This window comes from Enterobacter sp. kpr-6 (genome assembly GCF_900116015.1).
Taxonomy (GTDB): domain Bacteria; phylum Pseudomonadota; class Gammaproteobacteria; order Enterobacterales; family Enterobacteriaceae; genus Enterobacter_D.
The window spans coordinates 546,365-568,163 of the sequence record NZ_FOYH01000002.1 but is presented as its reverse complement, the minus strand read 5'-3'; the positions used below and the strand labels follow the sequence as shown (position 1 = coordinate 568,163).

Here is a 21,799-nt window from a genome sequence, read left to right as displayed (position 1 = left end):
ACAGTCCCCTCTCCCTGAGGGAGAGGGTTAGGGTGAGGGTCCCCCCTTCCAACATTACCGCTTCCGGGCGGTATTTTTTTGCCGCAGCCCTGAAAACCGTCTTCCTTTTTCGCGGAAATTTCCCTTCCTCTTTTTTATAACCAACTGAAAAAGCAGCAATAAAAAACCTGGCACGCAGCTTGCTATAGACGCTTAACCTGACACGGAGCAGATCATGATCAACCCGCAACAAATCGCCAAACAATTTGCCCTGATGGATATTTCAACCAGGGCGACGCAACTGGAACGCCAGCAGAATGATATCGACACGCAGACCGCGGCGCTCGACTCGCTGGAATCCGCGCTGAACGATTTTCAGTCGGCGGTGGATGCGCTGAACAGCGACACCGCAGGCCCAATCGTTAACAGCGCCACGGCGAGCAATGAATCCGCGACCATCAGCGCCAACTCGCAGGCGATGGAAGGCACTTACACCTTCTATGTGCAGGCCTTGGCCACGGCGCAGCAGACCTCCTACAACTTCCAGGACGGCGATATTCCGGCGAGCGGCACCTTCACCATCACCATGGGCGAGGGCGAAAACGAAAGCGTGATGGATATCGATCTGGCGCAGGCAGACGGCGATGCCGACGGTAACGTCAGCGTGCAGGAGCTGTGCGACGCGATCAACGATTCAGACGATAACCCGGGCGTGACGGCGACGCTGGTACACACCAACGGGGCCACCACCATGATGCTGACCGCCGACGAAACCGGGGCGGCGAACAGCTTTAGCGTCTCGACCAGCGGCGTCGATCCCAGCTCCGCGCTGGTGGCTGACATCGCCGCCGGGCAGGATATCTCCACCGCTCAGGATGCGGATATTTTCCTCGGCACCTCGCCTGAGAACGGCGTGGAGATCACCAGTAGCTCGAACACCTTCGACGAAATCATCCCCGGCGTCAGCCTCACTTTTAGCGAAACCTCGGAGACGAGCGGTCCGGTCACCTTCACGGTGAAAAACGACACCTCCGCCACCGAAACCAACGTGCAGACCTTTGTGGATGCCTACAACACGCTGGTGGATACGCTCGACGCGTTAACCAGCAGCGGTGGCGAAGCAACGAAGGCGGGGCCGTTCGCCGGTGATGCGGGGATTTCCTCGCTGGAGCGCCAGATCCAGGACATTACCCACGCCACGTACGGCGGCGTTTCGATTCTCGATTACGGCATCACCCTGGATTCCGACGGCCATCTGCAAATCGACTCCGAACAGTTTGATGCGGCAATGGCAGACAACCCGGACGGGCTGACCGCGCTGTTCGTCGGTGACGACAGCATGACCGCGCAGCTTGACGACATTCTGGAAACCTACCTCGACAGCAACGACGGGATCATCACCCAGCGCCAGAACAACCTTGCTGACCAGCAGGAAAAACTCTCCGGCGAAATCGAGGATCTCACCGAGATCTACAACTCATCTTATGAACGCTATCTGGAAGAGTACACCGCCACGCTGACCGAAATCAGCAGCATGAAAATGAGTATGGCGGCGTTCGCCTGATCGCGGGAAAAACCAGGGACACAATCACCATGTACGCACAAGACAACGGGTACGCCCAATACAAAGAGATGGATCTCGCCGCCCGCACCGCATCCGCTTCACCGCTGGATCTGGTGCTGGTGCTCTACGCCGGACTGATGGACGAACTGGAGCGCGCCAAAAGCCACATCGAGCACAAACGCTTCGAGCGCAAGGCGCAGAGCATCAATAAATGCATCGACATCCTAAACGCGCTGACCAGTTCGCTGGAGTTTGAAAACGGCGGCGATGTGGTGCTGAACCTCGCGCGACTGTACGACCACTGCGTCTACCGGCTGTACGAGGCCAGCGGCCAGATGGCGACGCAAAAAATCGACGAAGTGGTGCTGATCCTTTCCAACCTGCGCGAAGGCTGGGAAGGGCTGGCGGAAAAGCTGGGGTAAGCGATGGAACTCACCGAACTGGAAAACCAGATGACGGGCCTGCTCGCCGCCATGCATGAGTCGCTGGATAAACAGCGCTGGCGGCGACTGCCCGCGCTGCATCAGCGGCTGATGGCGCTGTACGCCGATTACGCGATGGCGCAGAGCAACGCCGCCCAGCTTGATGCGATGAAAGCCACTTTACGTTTGGGCCTGGGCGAGATCATCGCCCGCCGTGAAGTGCGCGCAGAGCGGCTAAAAGCGCGGATGGAAAAGCACCGCCAGCAGCGCGACGGCCAGCTGGCCTACTCGATGGTTAACCTGGTTTCGGAGCAAGCATGAACAGAATCGCCATCACGCCCGGCGCGCTGACCGCCCTGACTGAAGAGTTGCCGGTGCAGCCGCAGGACGGTGCCACCGCCAGCCCGTTCGCGTTGCCGCAGCAGGCGCTGGAGGCCATCAGCAGCCGCGTTCAGGGGGCGAAACAGAGCGCTCACGAAAAACCGGCCAACGGCGACGACACCGCGCAGATGCAAATGCTGATGGCGCTGTTGTTAACGCCGCCCGCGCAGGCCGCCGCGCCGCTGCCGCATTTGACCCGCGGGCAGGTCGCCGCGCCGCTGTTGACCTCGCTTGCCAAAATGCAAAACGTCGCGCCGACGCCCGAACGGGCACAGTCAGTGCAGCCGGAAAGTCTGCCGCCGCAGCTTCAGGCGGCGCTGACCGCGCTCACGCCGGATGACCGCGTGCAGCTTACCCCCGTTCAGCAGGCGAAACAGCTTCAGATGACGGCGCAGGATCTGCACGCCATCGCGCCTGCGACCCCGGAAAGGCGCGCCCCGCAAGGGCATGAGCCGTCTGCGCCGCGAGTGGCGACCCGTCTGCACGCCGCAGATAAACCCACTCACGCGCCGGTGGTGCTCGCCAGCACGCCGCTGATGACGAAGATGCAGGCGCAGATCCAGACGGTGAATCAACCCGAACAGGTGATGACCGTCGATACCCGCGACGCCGACTGGGGCGAAAAACTGACCGCCATGCTCAAAGAGAGCATTCATTTTCAGATCGGCCAGCGGGAGCAGACCTCCACCATTCGTCTCGATCCGCCGTCGCTCGGCAAGCTGGAAATCGCCATTCACCTCGACGCGGGCAAGCTGACGGTGCACATCGGCGCGTCGCAGGCGGATGTCTGCCGGACGTTAACCGCGCTCAGTGACAACCTGCGCGCGCAGCTTACCGAACAAAACTTCGTGCAGGTGGAGGTGCAGGTGTCGCCTGACGGCCAGTCGCAGCAGCAGGGGCGCGAGCAGGAACGGGCCCGTGAGCAGCAGATCCAGACCGCAGCAAATATTGCCGGTGAAACCGAATCCTCGACCGAGAGCGATTCTGTCTTAATTAAAGTGTGAGCAAAATGAAGAAAATTATGATTGCAGGCGTTTTTAGTGCCGCTCTTGCGCTGGTCGTTGGCGGCGGCGCGGCATGGGGCGTTATTCATTATATGCAGGCGGATAAAAAGAGTGCCGCCACGCCGGGAAATAACGCGCCGCAAAAGAAAGAGCATAACGAAAATCAGGCTTTCGTTTCGCTGCCGGAATCGATCGTGACCTTGCACGACGCCGGAAGTGAAGATCGCTATATGTTAGTGGAACTGGCCATGGTCGCCGAAGACGAAAAAGCGTCGAAAGAGATTATTGCCGACGAGCCGCTGTATCAAAGTATTGTCGTCTCCACCTTATCGGACATGAAATATGGAGATGTCCGGCAAATGAAAATCAGCGAAATTAAAAAAATGCTGATTGCCTCGCTAAATGCCGAACTTAAGAACCGGGATATTCCCGCGCCTTATTCCGATCTTCTCGTCAAAAAAGTGGTGTTTCAGTAATGCCCGCCCTGAACCGGAATTAATACGATGCACGTAGCCTATGACATGCAGGCGTTCCAGGAATTCCAGGCGCTGCCATCACTGACGCCCGCCGAGGAGAGCCACTATTTACAGGCCTATCTGCCGCTGGTGCGCAAAGTGGTGCGCCAGCTCGCGCCGCAATGCACAAGCGTGATGGACAAGCAGGATATGGAACAGGTCGCACTCATGGGATTACTGGGCGCGATCCGCCGCTACGGTAAGCCGGATGAGGGGTTCGGCGGCTACGCGGTACACCGTATCCGGGGCTCGATCCTTGATGAACTCCGCAGCCTGGACTGGCGGCCGCGCCAGCTCCGGCAAAAACATCATCAGATTAACGATCGCATTCGTGCGCTGCGTAAAACGCTCGGGCGCGAGCCGTCGCCGCGTGAGCTGGAAGCCGAAGGCATCACCGCAGACGATTACCAGGAATATCTGACCCTGGACGGGGCCAGCACGCTGGCCAGTCTCGATGAGTTACTCAGTGACGATCACAGCGGCGTGAGCCCGGTGGGTCGCCGTCTGGATGAGCAGGTGATCACCGCCCATATGCTCAGTAAGGCGCTTAAAACGCTGAATGAAAAAGAGCAGCATATCCTCGCGCTCTATTATCAGCAGGATATGAACTTTAAAGAGATCGCGCAGGTATTGGGATTAACTGAAGCCCGAATTTGCCAGCTAAATAAAAAAATCGCCGAAAAACTCAAAGGCTATTTTTCACTGAATTAATTTTTCTCCAGTCAACAGGGATCCGTCGCCGGATTCGTCGAGGGTGTTATGCAAAAGATATTTGGTTTACTTGTGGTATTAGGGTGTGTATTTGGTGGCTATTTTGAAGCGGGAGGGCAGCTTATTGCCATCTGGCAGCCCGCCGAAATCGTGATTATTTTAGGCGCAGGTCTGGGGGCGATGTTTATTGGCAACCCGATGCACGTACTAAAAGAGATCGTTCACCAGATTAAAGGCGTTATTAGTAAGAAAAACCTCGGAGCGGAATTCCAGCGCCAGTTATTAATGTGCCTGTATGAACTGCTGGAAACCGTCCAGACCGGCGGGTTGCGCACCCTCGATCAGCATATTGAACAGCCGGAAGAGAGCACCATTTTTCAAAAATTCCCGCTGGTGCTGAAACAAAAACGGCTGGTGATGTTTATTGCCGATAACTTTCGCCTGATGGCGATGGGCAAAATCGATGCCCATGAGCTGGAAGGCATTCTCGATCAGGAACTGGAAACCATCGAAGGCGAACTGATGGCCCCGTCGCGCTCGCTCCAGCGTACCGCCGAAGCGATGCCGGGCTTTGGCATTTGCGCAGCGGTGCTGGGGATCATCATCACCATGCAGTCCATCGACGGATCGATTGCGCTGATCGGCCTGAAAGTGGCGGCCGCGTTGGTGGGAACCTTCCTCGGCGTGTTCTTCTGCTACTGCTTTATGGACCCGCTGGCTAACGCCATGGAACAACAGGCGCGCGCCGAACATTCGCTGCTGGAGTGCGTGCGCACCGTACTGGTGGCGCAGGCGGGCGGTAAGCCGACGCTGCTGGCAGTGGATGCGGGACGCAAGCTGCTGCACCTGGCGTCAAAACCGACCTTCGCCAATCTGGATGCCTGGGTGAATGCGATGCTGGAGCAGGAAGACTAATGAGACCGTCAAACCGACGCGATCGGAATAAACACACCACCATCATTCGCCGGCAAATCAAAAAGAATCACGGCGGGCATCACGGCGGGGCATGGAAAGTCGCTTTTGCGGATTTCACCCTCGCGATGATGGCGCTGTTTATGACGCTGTGGATCGTTAACAGCGTGAGCAAATCCGACCGTGAAACCATCGTCGCGGCGCTGCACGGCCACTCGGTGTTCAGCGGCGGCGGCATGGCCCCGCTCAATCATCTGGGGAAAAAACTGACCACCAAAAGCAGCCCGCGCACCAGCCCGGCGACGGCCCAGGAAACGGTGAAAACCGCCCCGGCAATGGTTGACGAAGAGAGCGCGAAGAAAGCGCTCGATACCACCCAAAAAATGGCGCTGTTAAAGCAGAAATCGGCCCGCGAACTGGGCGAGCTGGCGACCAGCATTAACGACATCGCGCTGAAAGCGCACATGGAAAGCAACCTGGAGATGGAGATCGTCCCGCAGGGCCTGCGCATTCTGATTAAAGACAACCAGAACCGCAGCATGTTTGAGCGCGGCAGCGCGCGGATCATGCCGTTTTTCCGATCGCTGTTAACCGAACTGACGCCGATTTTTGATTCGCTGGACAATAAAATCATCATCACCGGCCACACCGACGCCATGCAGTATAAAAGCCAGGCCTATAACAACTGGAACCTCTCCGGTGACCGGGCGCTGTCGGCGCGACGCGTGATGGAGCAGGCGGGGATGCCGATGGATAAAGTGATGCAGGTCAGCGCGATGGCCGATCAGATGCTGATCGACCAGAACCACCCGGAAAGCGCCGATAACCGCCGCATTGAGATCATGGTCTTAACCCGGTCGGCGTCGGACACGCTGTATCAGTTCTTTGGCGCGCAGGGCGAAAAAATCGTGCAGCCCATCGCCCGCAAGCTGGATCAATCCCTGACCCGGCGCACCGACAAGTAAGCCATTATGCATGTTAAATCCTGGCTGGCGACGGCGCTTCTCGCGTCCGCCAGCATCATGTCTCTGCCCGTCAGCGCGACGGGCCACACGACTAAATCTGCCCCGAAAAAATCGCACAGTTACGGCGCAAAACAGCGTATGCACAACCGCCTGCTGCTGGCTAAGGCCCGCACCAGCCACCACACGACGCCAATTGTGCGCGGTGACGCGCATGCTAAAGCGCAACTGCGGGCGCAAAACCGGAACTTCCTGGAACAGCACCCGGAGTGGTTTGTCTCGCCATACCGCATGACCTCACACCATTTGCAGGACGGCACGGGACTGGTGAACAACGATCATGTGCAGTCGGTGACCGAGAAAATCATGCGCAACTTACAGCGCCAGCTCGGTAAACCGTACGTGTGGGGCGGTGAATCGCCGGAGGAGGGGTTTGATTGCAGCGGGCTGGTTTATTACGCCTTTAACAGCCAGCTGGCGGCGAAACTCCCGCGCACCGCCGATGAGATGTTCCGTTACCGCCGCGCCCGCCATGTCGCAGACAACGACCTGCGCCGTGGCGATCTGCTGTTCTTCCAGATCCACTCCCACGGCAAAGCCGATCATATGGGCGTGTACCTCGGCAACGGACGCTTTATCCAGGCCCCGCGCACCGGCGAACGCATCCAGATAAGCTATCTCGACGATGAGTTCTGGCAACAGCACTACCTGGGGGGGAGAAGGATAATTATGGATAATACGGTGTTGTAATTCTTCAGGAAACTGGCGTGGGTGTAACAGCAAACATACGACACAGTTAGATAGTTTTGTGTCGTATGTTTGCTGTTTAAAATGTCGTATGTTTGCTATGCTTAAGAAACGATCAACGGGAGGCAGCATGACGATAAAAGCTCGGATTCAGTCACGACTGAGGCGCTCAAAGCGTTATGTTTTTACTCGTGACGATTTCAAAGATCTGGCAGGCTACGATCAAGTGGGTCGGGTACTGCGTGAGCTGGTCAAGGAAGGGCAGTTACTGAAAGTAGGCTATGGCGTCTACACCAAAGCGCGACAAAATGCGATCACGGGTAAATTAATGCCCGCAGCCCCTGGTGGTTCTGCTGCGGTCGTGATTGAAGCGCTGGATCGTCTGAAGGTGAAATACCGTCTGTCAGGCGCAACGAAAGCCTATAATAGCGGTAAATCCACTCAGATCCCTGCCTCAATGGAAATCAAAACGTCAACACGTTTTAAAAGAGTATTATCGATAGGGAATAGCAAGTTAAATGGATGATTTGATAAATTTATTTCCAGACGCAGCGGATGCGCTGGGAATTGAATCGGTTGCAATTGTAGAGAAAGATTATTACATCGTTGAGTTATTGCGCCTGTTACAACCTCTGGCTTTTAATACGCATCAACTGGTATTTTCTGGTGGAACGGCATTATCAAAAGCGGGAATATCCTTGAATCGGATGTCAGAGGATGTGGACATTAAACTGGTGCCAGTTGCCCGTTTCTATGAGCAGTACTCCAGAACTCAACGTAAAAACATTCGTAGAAATATTGTTCAGAACATAAGTGAATTAATTAACGCTTCAGCTACGTTTAGCCTGGATGCAGCTTATCCAAAAATTACACGTGATGAGTTTCGCTATAATGAAATTCCGGTGCGTTACCCGCAGGCTTATGCGCAGTCTCCCTGTTTGAGGCCCTTTATAAAATTAGAGTTAATAGAAACAGAATTGCTGGAGCCAGCAGAAAACCGCGATATTAGCTCGTTAATAATGGATTTAACAAACAAGGGACAAAAAGTAGACGCGTTTCCCTGTGCCACTATCACCAGCACGCAGGCTGAAAAGCTGATTGCGATGTTGCGTAGATCGGCTGCGAACAAGCGTCATGTAGAACGAGCGGTAGATGAATCACTGGTTCGCCATATCTACGATAATTTTTGTATTATCAGAGAAAAGGGTGCCGATACTCCTGCTCTCAAGCGCTTTGTGCAAGCCTGTATTGAACAGGATATTGCCCGTTATGGTGCCCAGTATCCCGAGTTCTGCAAATCACCTGTTGAAGAACTCATCCTGGGACTCGAAGAGCTGGCGAGTAATCCTGTTTATCAGGAGCGTTATTTGCAATTTGTCACGCCAATGATATTTGGTAATCGATACGTTCCCTGGGAAGATGCTTATACCTGCTTTCGTCAGACGGCATTGGATATTTTTGCTGCATAGAGCCAGCATTGAATAATTCCCTCACCCCGCACAAACGAAATAAACCGACAGCAGGAGTATTTCGAGCAGAATAGTCAGAATAATAATCCTGCACACCAGCACGGGCATATCGGTGGCAGGTGGGGGAGGGGGAAGGGGATCTTTCTCGCCCGCATCGTGCGCGCGCATAAATTCTTCCATGGTTTTATAAACCGGTAACGTCTTCTTTTCCTGCCCGTCTTTATTATCCATTCCCTGACCCCTTCCCTGTGCGCGGCCTGAATTTAACTGAGCGTACCGATAATCTTCAGCTCCAGTTCATCGGGTACTTCGTTGTAAGAGAGCACATTCAGCCCGCTGGTGAACAGCCGCGCGTAGCGCGCCAGCAGCGGGCGCAGTTGCGGTGCCACCAGCAATACCGGTTCTTTGCCGGCGGCTTTCATCTGCTCGTGCATTTGTGGCATGTTTTCCTGGAACTGGCTCAGCATGTTCGGGTCGACCGGCACGCTGTCGAGCATCACTTTGCCGCTCTGTTGCGCCTGATTGACCACCCCCAGTAGCAGGTTTTCCAGCTCGTTATTGAGCGTATAAACCGCCAGTTCCTGATTGCGCACAAGTCCATGCGTGATGCTGCGGCGCAGCGCCAGACGCACGTCGGACACCAGCAAAATCGGGTCTTTGGTGATGGCGCTACTGGCGACCAGGGTGGTGGCGATGGTGACGATATCGCGCAGCGACACCCGCTCAGTGAGCAGGCTGCGGTAGACCTTCAGCAGCAGGCTGTAGTTGAGCGCGCCGTTAAGATCTTCCGCCAGCTTCGGGGCCTGCGCCGCCAGCCGGTTGTGCAACTGGGTCACATCGTCGTAATTAAACAGCTCAGGAATATAGTGGCCGACCACTTTATTAAGGTGCGTGGCGATCACGCTGGCGCAGTCGATCACCTGATAACCCATATTCAGCGCTTTGGCTTTTTGCGCGGCGGTGATCCAGGTGACCGGCATGCCGTAGGCCGGATCGCTGCCGAGCGTGCCGTCGATTTCCCCGTAGGTTTCCCCGGAAGGCAGCGCCATCAGCTTATCCGCCGGGATATCGCCGCCGTCGGCCTTAATGCCGTTGATGTAAATGGCGTACTGGGTCGGCTTTAAGCGGAAGTTCTCGCGGATGCGGATCTCCGGCAGCAGCATCCCGTTGTTATCGGAAATCACCTGGCGCACGCCGCGAATACGCTGGGTCAGCGGGCTGCCTTTGGCCTTGTCCACCAGCGTCACCAGCTTGTAGCCGAGGCTTAAACTGATCGGCTCAATCAGCGGGATGGTGTCCCAGCTGACCGGCTGCTCGCTGCTTTCGGTCAGGGTTTTGCTGAGGGTGGCGAGGTTCTGCTCCTCCTGCTCCGCCGGGGCGGGTTTTTTACTCTGCCGCCACGCGGTGAACGCCAGCAGAGCGGTAAAGAGTAAAAATGGCAGATGCGGCATTCCCGGCACGATGGCGAGGATAAACATCACCCCCGCGGCGGTGTAGATCACCGCAGGCGTCGCCAGCAGCTGCTTTTTCACTTCGCTGGCAATATCGCCGCTGTCGCTGACGCGGGTAACGATGATCGCCGCCGCCGTCGAGAGCAGAAGCGACGGGATCTGCGCCACCAGGCCATCCCCGATGGTCATCAGCACATACTGCGAGAAGGCCGCGTCGGCGCTGAGGTTGTATTTAAAAATCCCGATGCACACGCCGCCGATCAGGTTGATGGCGAGGATCATCATCCCGGCGATGGCGTCGCCGCGCACAAACTTCGAGGCCCCGTCCATCGCGCCGTAGAAATCGGCTTCGCTGGTGACTTCTTTGCGCCGGGCCTGTGCCTGCGCCTGATTGATCAGCCCCGCATTGAGATCGGCATCAATCGCCATCTGTTTGCCGGGCATCGCGTCCAGGGTAAAGCGCGCTGAAACTTCAGATATACGCTCCGCGCCTTTCGTCACCACGATAAAGTTGATGATCATCAGGATGATAAACACCACGAAACCGACGACGAAGTTGCCGCCGATCACCACCTGGCCGAAGGATTCGATCACCTTACCGGCTGCGCCCACGCCCTCATGCCCGAACAGTAACACCACGCGGGTGGAGGCCACGTTGAGCGTCAGGCGCATCAGGGTGGTGATGAGCAGCACCGTCGGGAACAGGCTGAACTCCAGCGGGCGTTTCGTGGAGACACTCACCAACAGCACCAGCACCGCCAGCACAATATTGAAGGTGAACAGCACGTCCAGAAGCATCGGCGGCAGCGGCAAAATCACCATCGCCAGAATGCACAGTAAGACCAGCGGAACGCCGTGATGCCCGGCGCGCAGACCTGTCAGCATCTGCTTAAATGTTTTCTGCATCCTGTTTCAGAACCTCTTTAGGGATGGAAATATGACGGTTAAGTTCGGGCTTGTCCTGCATTCCGGCGCGCCAGGATTTAAGGTGCAGCACGTAAGTCAGCACGTGGGCAATCGCGCGGAAAAGCTGAAAAGGGATCTGCTGGTTGATCTGCGTGGTGTAATAGACCGCGCGGGCGAGCTTCGGAAACTCAACCACTTCAACCTTATGTTCGCGGGCGACGTCGCGGATATAGAGCGCCACCTCGTCGGTGCCTTTCGCCACCACAAAGGGCGCAGCGGCCCGCGCGGTGTCGTAGTTCAGCGCCACCGCGTAGTGGGTCGGGTTGACGATCACCACGTCGGCTTTCGGCACCACGCGCTTGATCTGCCCCAGCGCCATCTGGCGTTGCAGGCGCCGCACTTTGGCTTTTAACTCCGGGCTGCCTTCCTGATTTTTGTATTCCTCTTTCACTTCCTGTTTGGTCATCTTTAATCCTTTGGTAAACAGATGCTTAGCCAGCGGAATGTCGATCACCGCAAAGAAGACGAACAGCATGACGAAGTTCTGCATCACGCTGCGGTAGAGCGACAGGCCATCGGTGACGGCGCGGGTGAAAAAGTGTTCCTGCAAATGGACAAAGCCGCTGAAATTGTGGCGCAGGGTCAGGCCAAGCAGCACCAGCACGATGACGCTCTTAACGATCATTTTGCCGGTCTCCACCAGGTGATCGCCGGAAAACAGGCGGCCAATGCCTTTGAGCGGGCTGATTTTGCTGAAATCCGGCAGCAGCTTTTTCGGCGTGAACAGCCAGCCGCCCGGCACCAGCGAGGCGGCGATCGCCGCCAGCGGCATCGGCACCAGCGTCAGGATAAACTTGAGAATAATCAGTAAATTGTGCTGCAAAAACTGGCCGAGAATATCCGGGTCGTTAATGTGCTGCGCGTACTGGTGCACGGTGGTGAAGGCTTCGCGGATAAAATCGCGGTACCACGGAAAGCTGTTGCTGAGCACGATAAAGGCCGCAAACAGGCTGGCGGCCAGCCCCATATCTTTTGATCGCGGGATTTGCCCGTCCTGGCGCGCTTTGCGACGTTTTTGCGCGGAGGGCTTTTCTGTTTTTTCGTCGCTGCTGGCGTCAGCCATGACCAGTCCTCAGCGCGTCGAACTGGCTTAAGACGAAATTCGCCAGGTGTAAAAAGTGGTCGGGCAGGACGTAGAGCAGGGCGGCAAAGCACACCATGCCCGCCAGCATATTGACCGGGAAGCCGAGGGAGTAGAGATTCAGCGCGGGCGAAACGCGGTTAAGCAGGCCAAATCCGCCCTGTACCACCAGCATAATAAAGGTGGTCGGCAGCGCCAGCAGCGTCGCGGAAGCGAACGTCCAGCTTAACGCGAGGCTCACGCTGCGCAGGGTTTGCGCGCTGAGTGCGCTGCCAATCGGCCAGTAAGTGAAACTTTTAAACAGAATGCTCACCAGCAGCAGGTGCCCGTCCATGGCGAAAAACAGGATCGCCGCATAGATATAGATGAACTCCGACAGCACGGTGGTGGACGCGCCGCTGTTCGGATCGTTCATCACCGCCATGCTCATCCCCATATTAAACGACAGGATTTGCCCGGCGATTTGCAACGCCTGGAAGACAAATTGCAGCATCAGGCCGAAGAGAAAGCCCCACAGGACCTGCTCCAGGGTTAACACAATCGTGCTCAGAGTCAGCAACCCCTGCGGGACGGGGGCGTGGATTAACGGCGCGAGCAGCACGGCGATGCCAAACGAGAGAATAATGCGCAGGCGCACGGACAGCGCCTTGCTGTCGAACACCGGGCTGAACTGGAAAAACGCCATGATGCGCACAAACGGATACCACAGCGCCCACACCAGGTTGATGAACTGATTGATGTCACGGAGCGCCATCTCAGCCCACCAGCATCGCGGCCTGGGTGAACAGGTGCGTACAGAGATCGCTTAACTGCACGATCATCCATTTGCCGCACACGCCGAGCACCACCAGGGTGACGAGCAGACGCGGTAAAAAACTCAGCGTCTGCTCGTTAATCTGCGTCACCGCCTGGAAAATACTCACGCACAGCCCGACCAGCAGGCTCGGCACCACCAGCACGGAGACCAGAATAATCACCACTTTAATGCCGCTGGCGACGATATCCGCCGCCACGTCGAGGGTTAACATCACAGGCCTCCTGTCAGCCTAAGCCGAGTCCGCGAATGCTGGCGGTCAGGGTGCCGACGGTCAGCGACCAGCCGTCGATCAGCACAAACACCATCAGTTTGAACGGCAGCGAGACGATCAGCGGCGAGAGCATCATCATCCCCATCGCCATCAGCACGCTTGAGACGATCAGGTCGATCACCAGAAAAGGGATGTAGAGCATAAAGCCGATCTGGAAGGCGGTTTTTAGCTCGCTTAACACGTACGCCGGAATGACGATAGAGAGATCCTGATCGGCGGCGTTGCCCTTCGCGTTAGCGATGGTCATGATCTGCGCCATCGCTTTTTTGTTGGTCTGCGCCAGCATAAAGCGCTTAAGCGGCGCGGCGGCGGTGGAGAGCGCCTGCGGCAGTGTGATGGCGTCATTTTCAAACGGCACCACCGCGTGATCGTAAATGTTGAGCCAGATCGGACGCATCACCAGCATGGTCAGCGCCAGCGCGATGCCGATCAGAATGCGGTTGGGCGGCGTTTGTTGCAGCCCCAGCGCCTGGCGCAGCAGCGACAGCACGATGATAAAGCGGGTAAAGCTGGTCATCATCAGCAGCAGGGTCGGCAGCATCCCCACCAGCGTCATCAGGATCAGGATCTGCACTTTGACGCTCAGCGCCTGGGTGTCCCCGTGCGTCACCACGCTGAAGAGTGGGATCTCACCGCCCTGGGCAAACGCCGACGGCGAAAGCAGCAGCAGCGCGCCCGTCAGCAGGGTAAAGAGCGTGCGCAGTTTCATGGCGTCAGTTCGTTGATATCGCGCGTGTTGAACTCGATCACCCGTAATCCATACTTCTCGTTCACCACCACCACTTCCGCTTTCCCCAGCAGAATGTTGTTCACTTTGATATCCAGCGGCTCGCCCGCCAGCTTGTTCAGCTCAATCACCGTGTCATCGTCAATGCTGAGCAGATCCGCCAGCATCACCTCCACGGAGGAGACTTCCAGCGTCAGGGTGACGGGAATGCGTTTCAGCAGCGCCATGGAATCGGTCAGCGGCGCGCCTTTGGCGGCAGTTTTCACCAGCGGCGCAACAGGCTGCGGAGCCGCCTCGTCGTGACTGGCTAATTCAAAACCTTCTTCAAGCAGATCTTCGTGGTTATTCATACGACTTCTCAGAGATATTTTCAGTAATGTCGGACAACAGCAGTTTGTCGCTATCCTCGACGATCAGCGCGCTGAACAGGGCTGATTGTCCGATAGCGACGGGGAATTTATCCGCAAGCGAAATCGGTAAAATATCGCCTGCCTTGATCATCGTTAAATCCGCGACGTTCATATTAATTTCCGCCACTTTCACATCGAGACTTAACGGCAGGGTATTAATAATCTGCGTCATGATCGCTTTTTGCTTCGATTTACGCGCCGCCGCCCCTTCATCAACCTGCGGCTTCTCTTTTTTGCGCAGCGCGTTGAGAATAAAATCGGTGTGAGCGTTATCCAGCAGAATATAAAAACTGCTCTGCTTATCTTCATTGAGCGTAAAGGCAATCTGATACGCCCACTGCGTGAGAATATGGCTGTTATCGGCCTTAACGGTTAATGGCAGGCCGAGCGTTTCTTCATTAAACAGCATCTGGCAAATATCCAGCGCCAGGCGGTTACGCAACCGCGCTTCGGTTTTTGTTGGCGGCCGGTCGGTTTTACTGTTTTCATCGAAATGCGCATCCAGACCGTAAAAATTATTCAGAATGGTTAACAGCAGCGGGCGATCGATATCAAACGCCAGATTACCTACGGGCGAGGCGAGCACATCGGCACGCTTATTTTTCACGTCCATGGTGCAGGCGATCTTTTTTAAGCTGACGTTTGAACGGTGCTTTCTGAGAAAGTAATGGCTGAGCCTCGACTCCAGAATGTCGAATTTGCTGATAAACATTCCCGGCAGCCGATGGTAAGGGCGGCCAAGGCGATTACCTTCCAGTTTGCAGACTCCCTGGAGCTGGCTGTACTTCAACATGGTGCGCATTCTCTGTCGTAATGTCTTAATAAGGAGCGAGCCGTTTTACGTGATGAAGATCTCACTGCATGTAAAAACTGACGGTTCACATTTAAGTTTCGCTTTATGATTGCCGTCTTAATTAAATAACGTCTGTACTTCACCAGCGACCACTCCCGAAACAGGAAGGGCATTTAATCGGAAATAGTTTTGCACCACAAGCGCCCGGTGCGGGATAATTATTATTAAAAGATTATTAATTTCCGGGCACGATCTCATTGCGCGCGTCTGCTGCGTATCTTTCCCTCGTTTCTTTATATAACTACATGTTTTCAAAGAAATAATATTTTTTTGAAGGATTAATATTATTTCTGAAAATGGCGTGATGTTAGAATTTGCTTAATCTCAGGTGTCAGGATTACTTAAGCTAATGTAATACATGGCAGCCGTCATCCTCCTCATTTGTTTATATCAGTTAATGCGAGTTTACTCATGCCAACCTTAATAGCCGAAGCCGCTACCAGCATTAAAACGTTTTCATTAGCAAGACGTGTTGCCAGCTTTAATATTCCGGTATTGATTCAGGGTGAAACCGGCGCGGGTAAAGAGTGCGTGGCGAAACTCATTCACTCCGCCGCCTTTGGTGAAGAGAATGACGCGCCATTTATTGGTATTAACTGTGCGGCTATTCCTGAACCGATGCTGGAATCCACCCTGTTCGGCTATGAAAAAGGCGCATTCACCGGCGCGGTAAATTCCGTTCCCGGCAAACTGGAGATGGCCAATAACGGCACGCTGCTGTTAGATGAAATTGGCGATATGCCGCTGGCGTTACAGGCCAAATTATTGCGCGTATTACAGGAGCATCAGGTGGAACGCCTGGGCAGTAATCGGCCCATTAAACTGAATTTCCGCCTGATTGCCTGCACCAATAAAAATCTGGAAGCGGAAGTCGCCGCCGGGCGTTTTCGTGAAGATCTGTTTTACCGTATTTCGGTGGTGCCGATTAACGTCCCGCCGCTGCGCGAACGCGCGGGGGATATTATTCCGCTGGCGGAATCTTTCCTGCAAAAATATGCCCGCATGGTCGGCAAAAATATCGTGCTCTCCGAGCGGGCAAAATCGGCGCTGGTTAAATATAGCTGGCCGGGTAACGTGCGCCAGCTGGAAAATACCATTCAGCGCGGGATGATTTTAAATCAGGACGGCGTGATCCACGCCAGCACGCTGGGTATTCCGCTGGTGGAAGAATCCGCCCCCTATATTGAATCCTGGCAACCCGCCGCCGCACCCGTCACTTTGGCGGTGGATCTGAACGATAATTTACAGGCGCACGGACGCAGTGCGCAGTATCAGTATATTGCCGACCTGATGGGTAAATTTCAGGGCAATAAAACCAAAATCGCTGACTTCCTGGGGATCACCCCCAGGGCGTTACGCTATCGCCTCGCCTCCATGCGCAAGCAGGGCTTCGACGTTTGTTAATTCCGGAAAATTCCTTCATGACAACGATTACTCATCTCACCGGCGGTGCGTCCTTGCTCAGTATGCAGCAGGAAATGAACCGGATGAAAACCCTGGCCGATGCGCCGGTGTTGCCCTCAACGACGCAGGCGCTGGCAAGCCACGCCAGCGAAACCTCTTTTCAGGAGGTGATGCATGCCGCACTCAACCATATCGATCGGATACAGCAGGCGGCGGACGCCAAACAGAACGCCGTTGACAGCGGGCAGAGCGACGATCTGGTCGGCGCGATGCTGGCAAGCCAGGAGGCCGCGCTCTCCTTTTCCGCGCTGGTGCAGGTCAGAAACAAAGTGACCAGCGGCATTAACGATCTGATGAGCATGTCTGTGTAGCCCTATGAAAGAGAAACTCTCCGCGCGGCTTTCGGCCCCGCTTTCCGCACTGTCGGCGGCGTTGCCGGGCAATAAAAAATGGCTGGCCTTAGGCGGCGCGGCGGTGCTGTTAACCGCCGCGATTGTCGGCACGCTCTGGCACAGTAACAGCGGCTACATTGCGCTGTACGGCGCACAGGAACACCTGCCGGTATCGCAGATTATTACCGTGCTCGACGGCGAAAAGGTCGATTACCGCATCGATCCGGCCACCGGGCAGATCCTCGTCCCGGACGCGCAACTGTCGAAAATCCGCATGACCCTGGCGGGCAAAGGCGTGCAGGCGTTAAACCCCACCGGCTATGAGCTGATGGACAAAGACGAAGTGCTCGGCAGCAGCCAGTTCGTGCAGAACATCCGCTACAAGCGCAGCCTCGAAGGGGAGATGGCGCAGAGCATTATGACGCTCGACGCGGTGGAAACTGCCCGCGTGCACCTCGCGCTGAACGAAGAAAGCTCGTTTGTGGTGAGCGAGGAAGCGCACAACAGCGCCTCGGTGGTGGTGCGCCTGCATTACGGCAGCAAGCTCGACGCCGAGCAGGTCAACGCCATTATTCACCTGGTGAGCGGCAGCGTGCCAGGGCTTGCGCCCGCACAGGTCAGCGTGGTCGATCAGGCGGGCGTGTTGCTCTCTGAGGGCGTGGCCGATGAAACCCGTGCCTCCGCCACCACCCGCAAAAACAACGAACTACTGAAGAATATTCAGGATAAAACCCGCGACAGCATCGCGAACGTGCTGACCACGCTGGTGGGGAAAAACAATTACCGCATCAGCGTGATGCCGGAGCTGGATCTCAGCGCCATCGACGAAACCCAGGAGAAGCTCGGCGACAGCCCGAAACTCAACCGCGAGCAGATTTCGCAGGATAAAAACACCGATCAGATCGCCATCGGCATTCCCGGCTCGTTAAGCAATCGCCCGCCGGAAGCCGCGCCTGAGCAGATTGGCGGCACGCCCGCTAACCCGGCGGCCAGTAAAAATCCGCAGGCGCTCTCCGAGCACAGCGACAGCAAGCGCGACTACGCCTGGGATCGCGACATCAAACACATTCAGCATCCCGGTTTTGAACTGAAGCATCTCAACGTGGCGGTGGTGTTAAACCGCGACGCGGCGACGGTAAAAGGCTGGACGCCGGAGCAGGTGAAGCAGGTGGAAACCATGCTCAACAACGCCGCCGGGATCGACAGCGCGCGCGGCGACAAACTCTCCCTGTCACTTTTGAACTTCATCCCGGCGGAAAAACCGACCGTGACGGTGGAAAAATGGTGGCAGAACGACAGCATCATGGCGTGGGCGCGCATGGGCGGCATCGGCCTGCTCGCACTCTTGATTTTGCTGCTGGTGGTGCGCCCGCTGATGAAGCACGTTATGGCGATGCAGGCCCTGCGCCGCAATGCGCAAGTCGCGCCAGCGGTGACGCATGATGAGATCCTGCCGACCATCAGCACTGATGACGACGAGCGTAAGAGCATTGAACTGCCGTCGTTCCCCGGCGATGACTCGCTGCCCGCACAAAGTTCCGGTCTGGAAACCAAGCTGGAATTCCTTAAAAAACTGGCGATCAGCGACACCGATCGCGTTGCCGAAGTGATCAGACAGTGGATTACCAGTAATGAGCGAATTGACAATAAATAAGTCCAGCGGCACCAGCTACCTTGAGCAGGCGGCGATTTTACTGCTCTGCCTCGGCGAAGAGGCCGCCGCCACGGTGATGCAAAAACTCAGCCGCGAAGAAGTGGTGCGCCTGAGCGAGCACATGGCGCGCCTTTCCGGGGTGAAAACCAGCCAGGCGAAAAAGGTCATCAACAATTTCTTTGAGGAATTCCGCGAGCAGAGTGGCATCAACGGCGCATCGCGGATGATGTTGCAGGGGATCCTTAACAAAGCGCTGGGCGGCGAAATCGCCAGCAGCGTGATCAACGGCATTTACGGCGATGAGATCCGCTCACGAATGGCGCGCCTGCAATGGGTGGAACCGCGCCAGCTTGCCACGCTGATCTCCGAAGAACACCTCCAGTTGCAGGCGGTGTTTCTCGCCTTCCTGACGCCGGAGATCGCCGCCACCGTACTCTCGTACATGAGCGACGCGGTGCAAAACGAAATTCTCTATCGGGTGGCAAAACTCAGCGACGTTAACCGCGACGTGGTGGACGAACTGGACCGCCTCATCGACCGTGGCCTGTCGGTGCTCGCCGAGCACGGCTCGAAAGTGAAGGGCATCAAGCAGGCGGCGGATATCGTCAACCGCATTCAGGGCAACCAGCAGCAGATCCTCGATCAGATGCGCAATCTGGACGAAGAGGTGCTGGAGCAGTTGCAGGATGAGATGTACGACTTCTTTATCCTGAGTCGCCAGAGCGAAGAGGTGCGCCGTCGCCTGCTCGACGAAGTGCCGATGGAAGACTGGGCGGTGGCGCTCAAAGGCACCGAAACGCCGCTGCGCCGCGCTATTTTTGCGGTCATGCCAAAGCGCCAGGTACAGCAGCTTGAAACCATCACCTCCCGCCTGGGGCCGGTGCCGATCAGCCGCATTGAGCAGATCCGCCGTGAGATCATGGCGATTGCCCGCGAGCTGGAAGAAGCCGGTGAAATTCAGCTTCAGCTGTATGCTGAACAGACGGCGGAATAAAGGAGCACATGATGGAAAAGCTACGCGGTCGCTACCGCTTACACCGCTTTGCCCCGCGCCACGCCGCGCCCTTTGCCGATACGCCGCTGCCGGGCGTTTCAGCCGTAGAGTTTCAGCGTCAGTTAATGGATGGTTTTCAGCAGGGGATGCAAAAGGGCTTTGAACAGGGCCTCGCTGAAGGCCACGAACAGGGTCGCGAGGAAGGGCGGCAGAAAGGGCAGGACGACGGCTACCGCGACGGCTACGCCGAGGGCAGTCTCGCCGGGCAGAAAGCCGGGCTGATGCAGTTCACCGAGGCCGCCGCTCCGCTGGAAGCCATCGCGTCGCAACTGAACGATTTTATGGCCCACGCACAGCGCAAACAGCGCGACGATCTCCTGCAACTGGTGGGAAAAGTCACCCGCCAGGTGATCCGCTGCGAACTGGCGCTGCAGCCGACGCAGCTTCTGGCGCTGGTGGAGGAGGCGATTACGGCCCTGCCGTCCACGCCGGAATCGCTGCACGTTTACCTGAGCACGGATGAATTTAACCGCATTCAGAACGCTGCGCCTGCGAAGGTCAAAGAGTGGAGCCTGATGCCGTCGGCAGAGTTGCCCGCCGGGGAGTGCCGGATTGTGACCGATCAATCGGAACTGGATATCGGCTGCGGGCACCGCCTGTCACAGTGCATGAATGTGCTGAAAGAGACGCTGGCCCCGGAGTCGGACGATGCATGATCCGGCGCGGATCGACCTTGCGCTTAACGCCATCGAAACCATCGCCGTCGCCCGCGTCGCCGGACGGCTGGTGCGGCTGAACGGGATCTTACTTGAGTGCGTCGGCTGTCCGCTGGTGACGGGGCAGTTGTGCCGCATCGAGAGCGCCGACGGCAGTTTTATCGACGCCCAGGCGGTGGGCTTTAACCGCGACATCACCTATTTAATGCCCTTCAAACAGCCCACCGGCCTGATGGCAGGCGCGCGCGTGTTCCCGGAAGACAGAGCCCAGGAAGTGCTGATCGGCGAAAGCTGGTTAGGCCGCGTGGTCAGTGGACTTGGTGAGCCGATTGACGGCAAGGGCAAACTCGGCGGCAGCGACGTGCTGCCCGCCAGCGCGCCGTCAATTAACCCGCTCACCCGTCAGCCGGTGGCGGAGCCGCTGGACGTCGGCGTCAAAGCGATTAACGGTATGCTGACCATCGGCAAAGGCCAGCGCGTCGGGCTGATGGCGGGCAGCGGGGTGGGGAAAAGCGTGCTGCTCGGCATGATCACCCGCCAGACCAAAGCTCAGGTGGTGGTGGTCGGGCTGATTGGCGAGCGCGGGCGCGAGGTGAAAGAGTTTATCGATCACTCCCTGGGTGCCGAAGGGCTGGCAAAATCCATCGTGGTGGCCGCCCCCGCCGACGAGTCGCCGCTGATGCGCCTGAAAGCCACCGAGCTGTGCCACGCGATAGCCGCCTGGTTCCGCGACCGGGGTTTTGACGTGCTGCTGCTGGTGGATTCCCTGACGCGCTACGCCATGGCCCAGCGCGAAATCGCCCTCTCGCTTGGCGAACCGCCCGCCACCAAAGGCTACCCGCCGTCGGCGTTTGGCATTATCCCAAGGCTTGTGGAAAGCGCCGGCAACAGCGAGAGCAGCGGGTCGATGACCGCGATTTACACCGTGCTGGCAGAAGGGGACGATCAGCAGGACCCGATTGTTGACTGCGCCCGCGCGGTGCTCGACGGACACATCGTGCTGACCCGTAAACTGGCCGAAGCCGGGCACTACCCGGCGATTGATATCGCCCAGTCGATCAGCCGCTGCATGACGCAAATCACCCCCCGCGAGCATCAGCAGGCGGCCCGTGCGCTGAAACAAAATTACGCGGCGTATATGGAGATCAAACCGCTGATCCCGCTCGGCGGCTACGTCGCAGGCGCAGATCCGGCAGTGGATAAAGCGGTGAAAGTGTTCCCGGCGATCGTCCGGTTTTTGACCCAGGAGATGCACGAAGCCGCCCCGCTGGAGCAGGTGCAGGGGCAGATGCAGAAGCTGTTTCCGGGGAGGAGGCCACCCTCTCCCTGAGGGAGAGGGGACAACACCACCCTCACCCTGACCCTCTCCCTCAGGGAGAGGGGACAAAACCTCCCTC

Annotated in this window: 25 protein-coding genes; 17 read left to right on the top strand and 8 right to left on the bottom strand. The window is 56.9% G+C overall.

Annotated elements, in window-relative coordinates; genetic code table 11:
* The first annotated feature begins 214 nt into the window (after positions 1–214).
* The 11 genes from fliD to BM373_RS07365 all read left to right on the top strand — a co-directional run bounded on the left by fliD (position 215) and on the right by BM373_RS07365 (position 8,666).
* Entirely contained in the window at positions 215–1,543 is a 1,329-nt protein-coding gene (fliD, locus tag BM373_RS07415) for a flagellar filament capping protein FliD (RefSeq protein WP_090460784.1), read from the top strand.
* 29 nt (positions 1,544–1,572) lie between these two features.
* Positions 1,573–1,965 carry a flagellar export chaperone FliS gene (gene fliS, locus BM373_RS07410; protein WP_090460783.1) on the top strand — a complete coding sequence of 131 codons (393 nt, stop codon included), beginning with the start codon at positions 1,573–1,575 and terminating at the stop codon, positions 1,963–1,965.
* A 3-nt stretch (positions 1,966–1,968) separates the two neighbouring features.
* On the top strand, positions 1,969–2,286 hold the full coding sequence (locus BM373_RS07405; protein WP_177220127.1) for a flagellar protein FliT: 318 nt from the start codon (positions 1,969–1,971) through the stop codon (positions 2,284–2,286).
* The gene (locus tag BM373_RS07400; RefSeq protein WP_090460782.1) at positions 2,283–3,350 is read left to right on the top strand and encodes a flagellar hook-length control protein FliK; all 1,068 of its coding nucleotides are present in this window, start codon (positions 2,283–2,285) and stop codon (positions 3,348–3,350) included. The genes BM373_RS07405 and BM373_RS07400 overlap by 4 nt, the downstream gene beginning before the upstream one ends.
* Positions 3,351–3,367: 17 nt before the next feature.
* Entirely contained in the window at positions 3,368–3,826 is a 459-nt protein-coding gene (gene fliL, locus BM373_RS07395; protein WP_256214590.1) for a flagellar basal body-associated FliL family protein, read from the top strand.
* Between the two features lie 27 nt (positions 3,827–3,853).
* Positions 3,854–4,576 (top strand): FliA/WhiG family RNA polymerase sigma factor, encoded by a 723-nt coding sequence (locus tag BM373_RS07390; protein WP_256214589.1) that lies wholly within the window; start codon positions 3,854–3,856, stop codon positions 4,574–4,576.
* Between the two features lie 48 nt (positions 4,577–4,624).
* Positions 4,625–5,491 (top strand): flagellar motor stator protein MotA, encoded by an 867-nt coding sequence (gene motA, locus BM373_RS07385; RefSeq protein ID WP_090460780.1) that lies wholly within the window; start codon positions 4,625–4,627, stop codon positions 5,489–5,491.
* Positions 5,491–6,453: a putative lateral flagellar export/assembly protein LafU gene (gene lafU / locus BM373_RS07380; protein ID WP_090460779.1), complete on the top strand. Its 963-nt coding sequence runs from the start codon at positions 5,491–5,493 to the stop codon at positions 6,451–6,453. Before motA ends, lafU begins: the two co-directional genes overlap by 1 nt.
* 6 nt (positions 6,454–6,459) lie before the next feature.
* Positions 6,460–7,200, top strand: coding sequence for a C40 family peptidase (locus tag BM373_RS07375; protein ID WP_090460778.1), 741 nt, complete (start codon positions 6,460–6,462; stop codon positions 7,198–7,200).
* Between the two features lie 127 nt (positions 7,201–7,327).
* Complete coding sequence (locus BM373_RS07370; protein ID WP_090460777.1) at positions 7,328–7,723, top strand: DUF6088 family protein; 396 nt, start codon at positions 7,328–7,330, stop codon at positions 7,721–7,723.
* Positions 7,716–8,666 (top strand): nucleotidyl transferase AbiEii/AbiGii toxin family protein, encoded by a 951-nt coding sequence (locus BM373_RS07365; protein WP_090460776.1) that lies wholly within the window; start codon positions 7,716–7,718, stop codon positions 8,664–8,666. Before BM373_RS07370 ends, BM373_RS07365 begins: the two co-directional genes overlap by 8 nt.
* Positions 8,667–8,687: 21 nt before the next feature.
* Here the strand turns inward: BM373_RS07365 and BM373_RS07360 are convergent, their stop codons facing one another.
* Genes BM373_RS07360 through BM373_RS07325 form a run of 8 tightly spaced genes read right to left on the bottom strand, consistent with a single transcriptional unit; the run spans position 8,688 to position 15,182 of the window.
* Complete coding sequence (locus BM373_RS07360) at positions 8,688–8,897, bottom strand: hypothetical protein (RefSeq protein WP_090460775.1); 210 nt, start codon at positions 8,895–8,897, stop codon at positions 8,688–8,690.
* A gap of 32 nt (positions 8,898–8,929) precedes the next feature.
* Positions 8,930–11,023, bottom strand: coding sequence for a flagellar biosynthesis protein FlhA (gene flhA, locus BM373_RS07355; protein WP_090460774.1), 2,094 nt, complete (start codon positions 11,021–11,023; stop codon positions 8,930–8,932).
* Entirely contained in the window at positions 11,007–12,146 is a 1,140-nt protein-coding gene (gene flhB, locus BM373_RS07350) for a flagellar biosynthesis protein FlhB (protein ID WP_090460773.1), read from the bottom strand. The genes flhA and flhB overlap by 17 nt, the downstream gene beginning before the upstream one ends.
* Positions 12,139–12,918, bottom strand: a complete 780-nt coding sequence (fliR, locus tag BM373_RS07345; protein ID WP_090460772.1) for a flagellar biosynthetic protein FliR — start codon at positions 12,916–12,918, stop codon at positions 12,139–12,141. The genes flhB and fliR overlap by 8 nt, the downstream gene beginning before the upstream one ends.
* 1 nt (position 12,919) lies before the next feature.
* Positions 12,920–13,192, bottom strand: coding sequence for a flagellar biosynthetic protein FliQ (locus BM373_RS07340; protein WP_090460771.1), 273 nt, complete (start codon positions 13,190–13,192; stop codon positions 12,920–12,922).
* Between the two features lie 13 nt (positions 13,193–13,205).
* Complete coding sequence (gene fliP, locus BM373_RS07335) at positions 13,206–13,961, bottom strand: flagellar type III secretion system pore protein FliP (protein WP_090460770.1); 756 nt, start codon at positions 13,959–13,961, stop codon at positions 13,206–13,208.
* Positions 13,958–14,329, bottom strand: coding sequence for a FliM/FliN family flagellar motor switch protein (locus tag BM373_RS07330; protein ID WP_090460769.1), 372 nt, complete (start codon positions 14,327–14,329; stop codon positions 13,958–13,960). The genes fliP and BM373_RS07330 overlap by 4 nt, the downstream gene beginning before the upstream one ends.
* Positions 14,322–15,182, bottom strand: coding sequence for a FliM/FliN family flagellar motor switch protein (locus BM373_RS07325; protein WP_090461084.1), 861 nt, complete (start codon positions 15,180–15,182; stop codon positions 14,322–14,324). Before BM373_RS07325 ends, BM373_RS07330 begins: the two co-directional genes overlap by 8 nt.
* Before the next feature lie 471 nt (positions 15,183–15,653).
* On the opposite strand from BM373_RS07325, the gene BM373_RS07320 reads away from it, so the two are divergent.
* The 6 genes from BM373_RS07320 to fliI are packed head-to-tail and all read left to right on the top strand — an operon-like array spanning position 15,654 to position 21,732.
* Positions 15,654–16,646 (top strand): sigma-54 interaction domain-containing protein, encoded by a 993-nt coding sequence (locus BM373_RS07320; RefSeq protein WP_090460768.1) that lies wholly within the window; start codon positions 15,654–15,656, stop codon positions 16,644–16,646.
* 17 nt (positions 16,647–16,663) lie between these two features.
* On the top strand, positions 16,664–17,017 hold the full coding sequence (locus BM373_RS07315) for a flagellar hook-basal body complex protein FliE (protein ID WP_256214586.1): 354 nt from the start codon (positions 16,664–16,666) through the stop codon (positions 17,015–17,017).
* Positions 17,018–17,021: 4 nt separating this feature from the next.
* Positions 17,022–18,692 carry a flagellar basal-body MS-ring/collar protein FliF gene (gene fliF / locus BM373_RS07310; protein ID WP_090460767.1) on the top strand — a complete coding sequence of 557 codons (1,671 nt, stop codon included), beginning with the start codon at positions 17,022–17,024 and terminating at the stop codon, positions 18,690–18,692.
* A complete protein-coding gene (locus tag BM373_RS07305; RefSeq protein WP_090460766.1) occupies positions 18,670–19,686 on the top strand; it encodes a flagellar motor switch protein FliG in 1,017 nt (338 codons plus the stop codon). Before fliF ends, BM373_RS07305 begins: the two co-directional genes overlap by 23 nt.
* Positions 19,687–19,694: 8 nt before the next feature.
* A complete protein-coding gene (gene fliH, locus BM373_RS07300) occupies positions 19,695–20,402 on the top strand; it encodes a flagellar assembly protein FliH (protein ID WP_090460765.1) in 708 nt (235 codons plus the stop codon).
* A complete protein-coding gene (gene fliI, locus BM373_RS07295) occupies positions 20,395–21,732 on the top strand; it encodes a flagellar protein export ATPase FliI (protein WP_090460764.1) in 1,338 nt (445 codons plus the stop codon). Before fliH ends, fliI begins: the two co-directional genes overlap by 8 nt.
* Positions 21,733–21,799 lie beyond the last annotated feature (67 nt).

Excerpts from the sequence above, each read along its gene's own strand:
- BM373_RS07330 (WP_090460769.1), bottom strand. The coding sequence starts at position 14,329 with ATGAATAACCACGAAGATCTGCTTGAAGAAGGTTTTGAATTAGCCAGT.
- BM373_RS07370 (WP_090460777.1), top strand. The coding sequence starts at position 7,328 with ATGACGATAAAAGCTCGGATTCAGTCACGACTGAGGCGCTCAAAGCGT.
- BM373_RS07360 (WP_090460775.1), bottom strand. The coding sequence starts at position 8,897 with ATGGATAATAAAGACGGGCAGGAAAAGAAGACGTTACCGGTTTATAAA.
- fliS (WP_090460783.1), top strand. The coding sequence starts at position 1,573 with ATGTACGCACAAGACAACGGGTACGCCCAATACAAAGAGATGGATCTC.
- fliD (WP_090460784.1), top strand. The coding sequence starts at position 215 with ATGATCAACCCGCAACAAATCGCCAAACAATTTGCCCTGATGGATATT.
- motA (WP_090460780.1), top strand. The coding sequence starts at position 4,625 with ATGCAAAAGATATTTGGTTTACTTGTGGTATTAGGGTGTGTATTTGGT.
- BM373_RS07375 (WP_090460778.1), top strand. The coding sequence starts at position 6,460 with ATGCATGTTAAATCCTGGCTGGCGACGGCGCTTCTCGCGTCCGCCAGC.
- BM373_RS07315 (WP_256214586.1), top strand. The coding sequence starts at position 16,664 with ATGACAACGATTACTCATCTCACCGGCGGTGCGTCCTTGCTCAGTATG.
- fliL (WP_256214590.1), top strand. The coding sequence starts at position 3,368 with ATGATTGCAGGCGTTTTTAGTGCCGCTCTTGCGCTGGTCGTTGGCGGC.
- BM373_RS07320 (WP_090460768.1), top strand. The coding sequence starts at position 15,654 with ATGCCAACCTTAATAGCCGAAGCCGCTACCAGCATTAAAACGTTTTCA.
- fliH (WP_090460765.1), top strand. The coding sequence starts at position 19,695 with ATGATGGAAAAGCTACGCGGTCGCTACCGCTTACACCGCTTTGCCCCG.
- BM373_RS07390 (WP_256214589.1), top strand. The coding sequence starts at position 3,854 with ATGCACGTAGCCTATGACATGCAGGCGTTCCAGGAATTCCAGGCGCTG.
- BM373_RS07325 (WP_090461084.1), bottom strand. The coding sequence starts at position 15,182 with ATGTTGAAGTACAGCCAGCTCCAGGGAGTCTGCAAACTGGAAGGTAAT.
- BM373_RS07400 (WP_090460782.1), top strand. The coding sequence starts at position 2,283 with ATGAACAGAATCGCCATCACGCCCGGCGCGCTGACCGCCCTGACTGAA.
- fliF (WP_090460767.1), top strand. The coding sequence starts at position 17,022 with ATGAAAGAGAAACTCTCCGCGCGGCTTTCGGCCCCGCTTTCCGCACTG.
- BM373_RS07340 (WP_090460771.1), bottom strand. The coding sequence starts at position 13,192 with ATGTTAACCCTCGACGTGGCGGCGGATATCGTCGCCAGCGGCATTAAA.
- fliP (WP_090460770.1), bottom strand. The coding sequence starts at position 13,961 with ATGAAACTGCGCACGCTCTTTACCCTGCTGACGGGCGCGCTGCTGCTG.
- flhB (WP_090460773.1), bottom strand. The coding sequence starts at position 12,146 with ATGGCTGACGCCAGCAGCGACGAAAAAACAGAAAAGCCCTCCGCGCAA.
- fliI (WP_090460764.1), top strand. The coding sequence starts at position 20,395 with ATGCATGATCCGGCGCGGATCGACCTTGCGCTTAACGCCATCGAAACC.
- lafU (WP_090460779.1), top strand. The coding sequence starts at position 5,491 with ATGAGACCGTCAAACCGACGCGATCGGAATAAACACACCACCATCATT.
- fliR (WP_090460772.1), bottom strand. The coding sequence starts at position 12,918 with ATGGCGCTCCGTGACATCAATCAGTTCATCAACCTGGTGTGGGCGCTG.
- flhA (WP_090460774.1), bottom strand. The coding sequence starts at position 11,023 with ATGCAGAAAACATTTAAGCAGATGCTGACAGGTCTGCGCGCCGGGCAT.
- BM373_RS07305 (WP_090460766.1), top strand. The coding sequence starts at position 18,670 with ATGAGCGAATTGACAATAAATAAGTCCAGCGGCACCAGCTACCTTGAG.
- BM373_RS07365 (WP_090460776.1), top strand. The coding sequence starts at position 7,716 with ATGGATGATTTGATAAATTTATTTCCAGACGCAGCGGATGCGCTGGGA.
- BM373_RS07405 (WP_177220127.1), top strand. The coding sequence starts at position 1,969 with ATGGAACTCACCGAACTGGAAAACCAGATGACGGGCCTGCTCGCCGCC.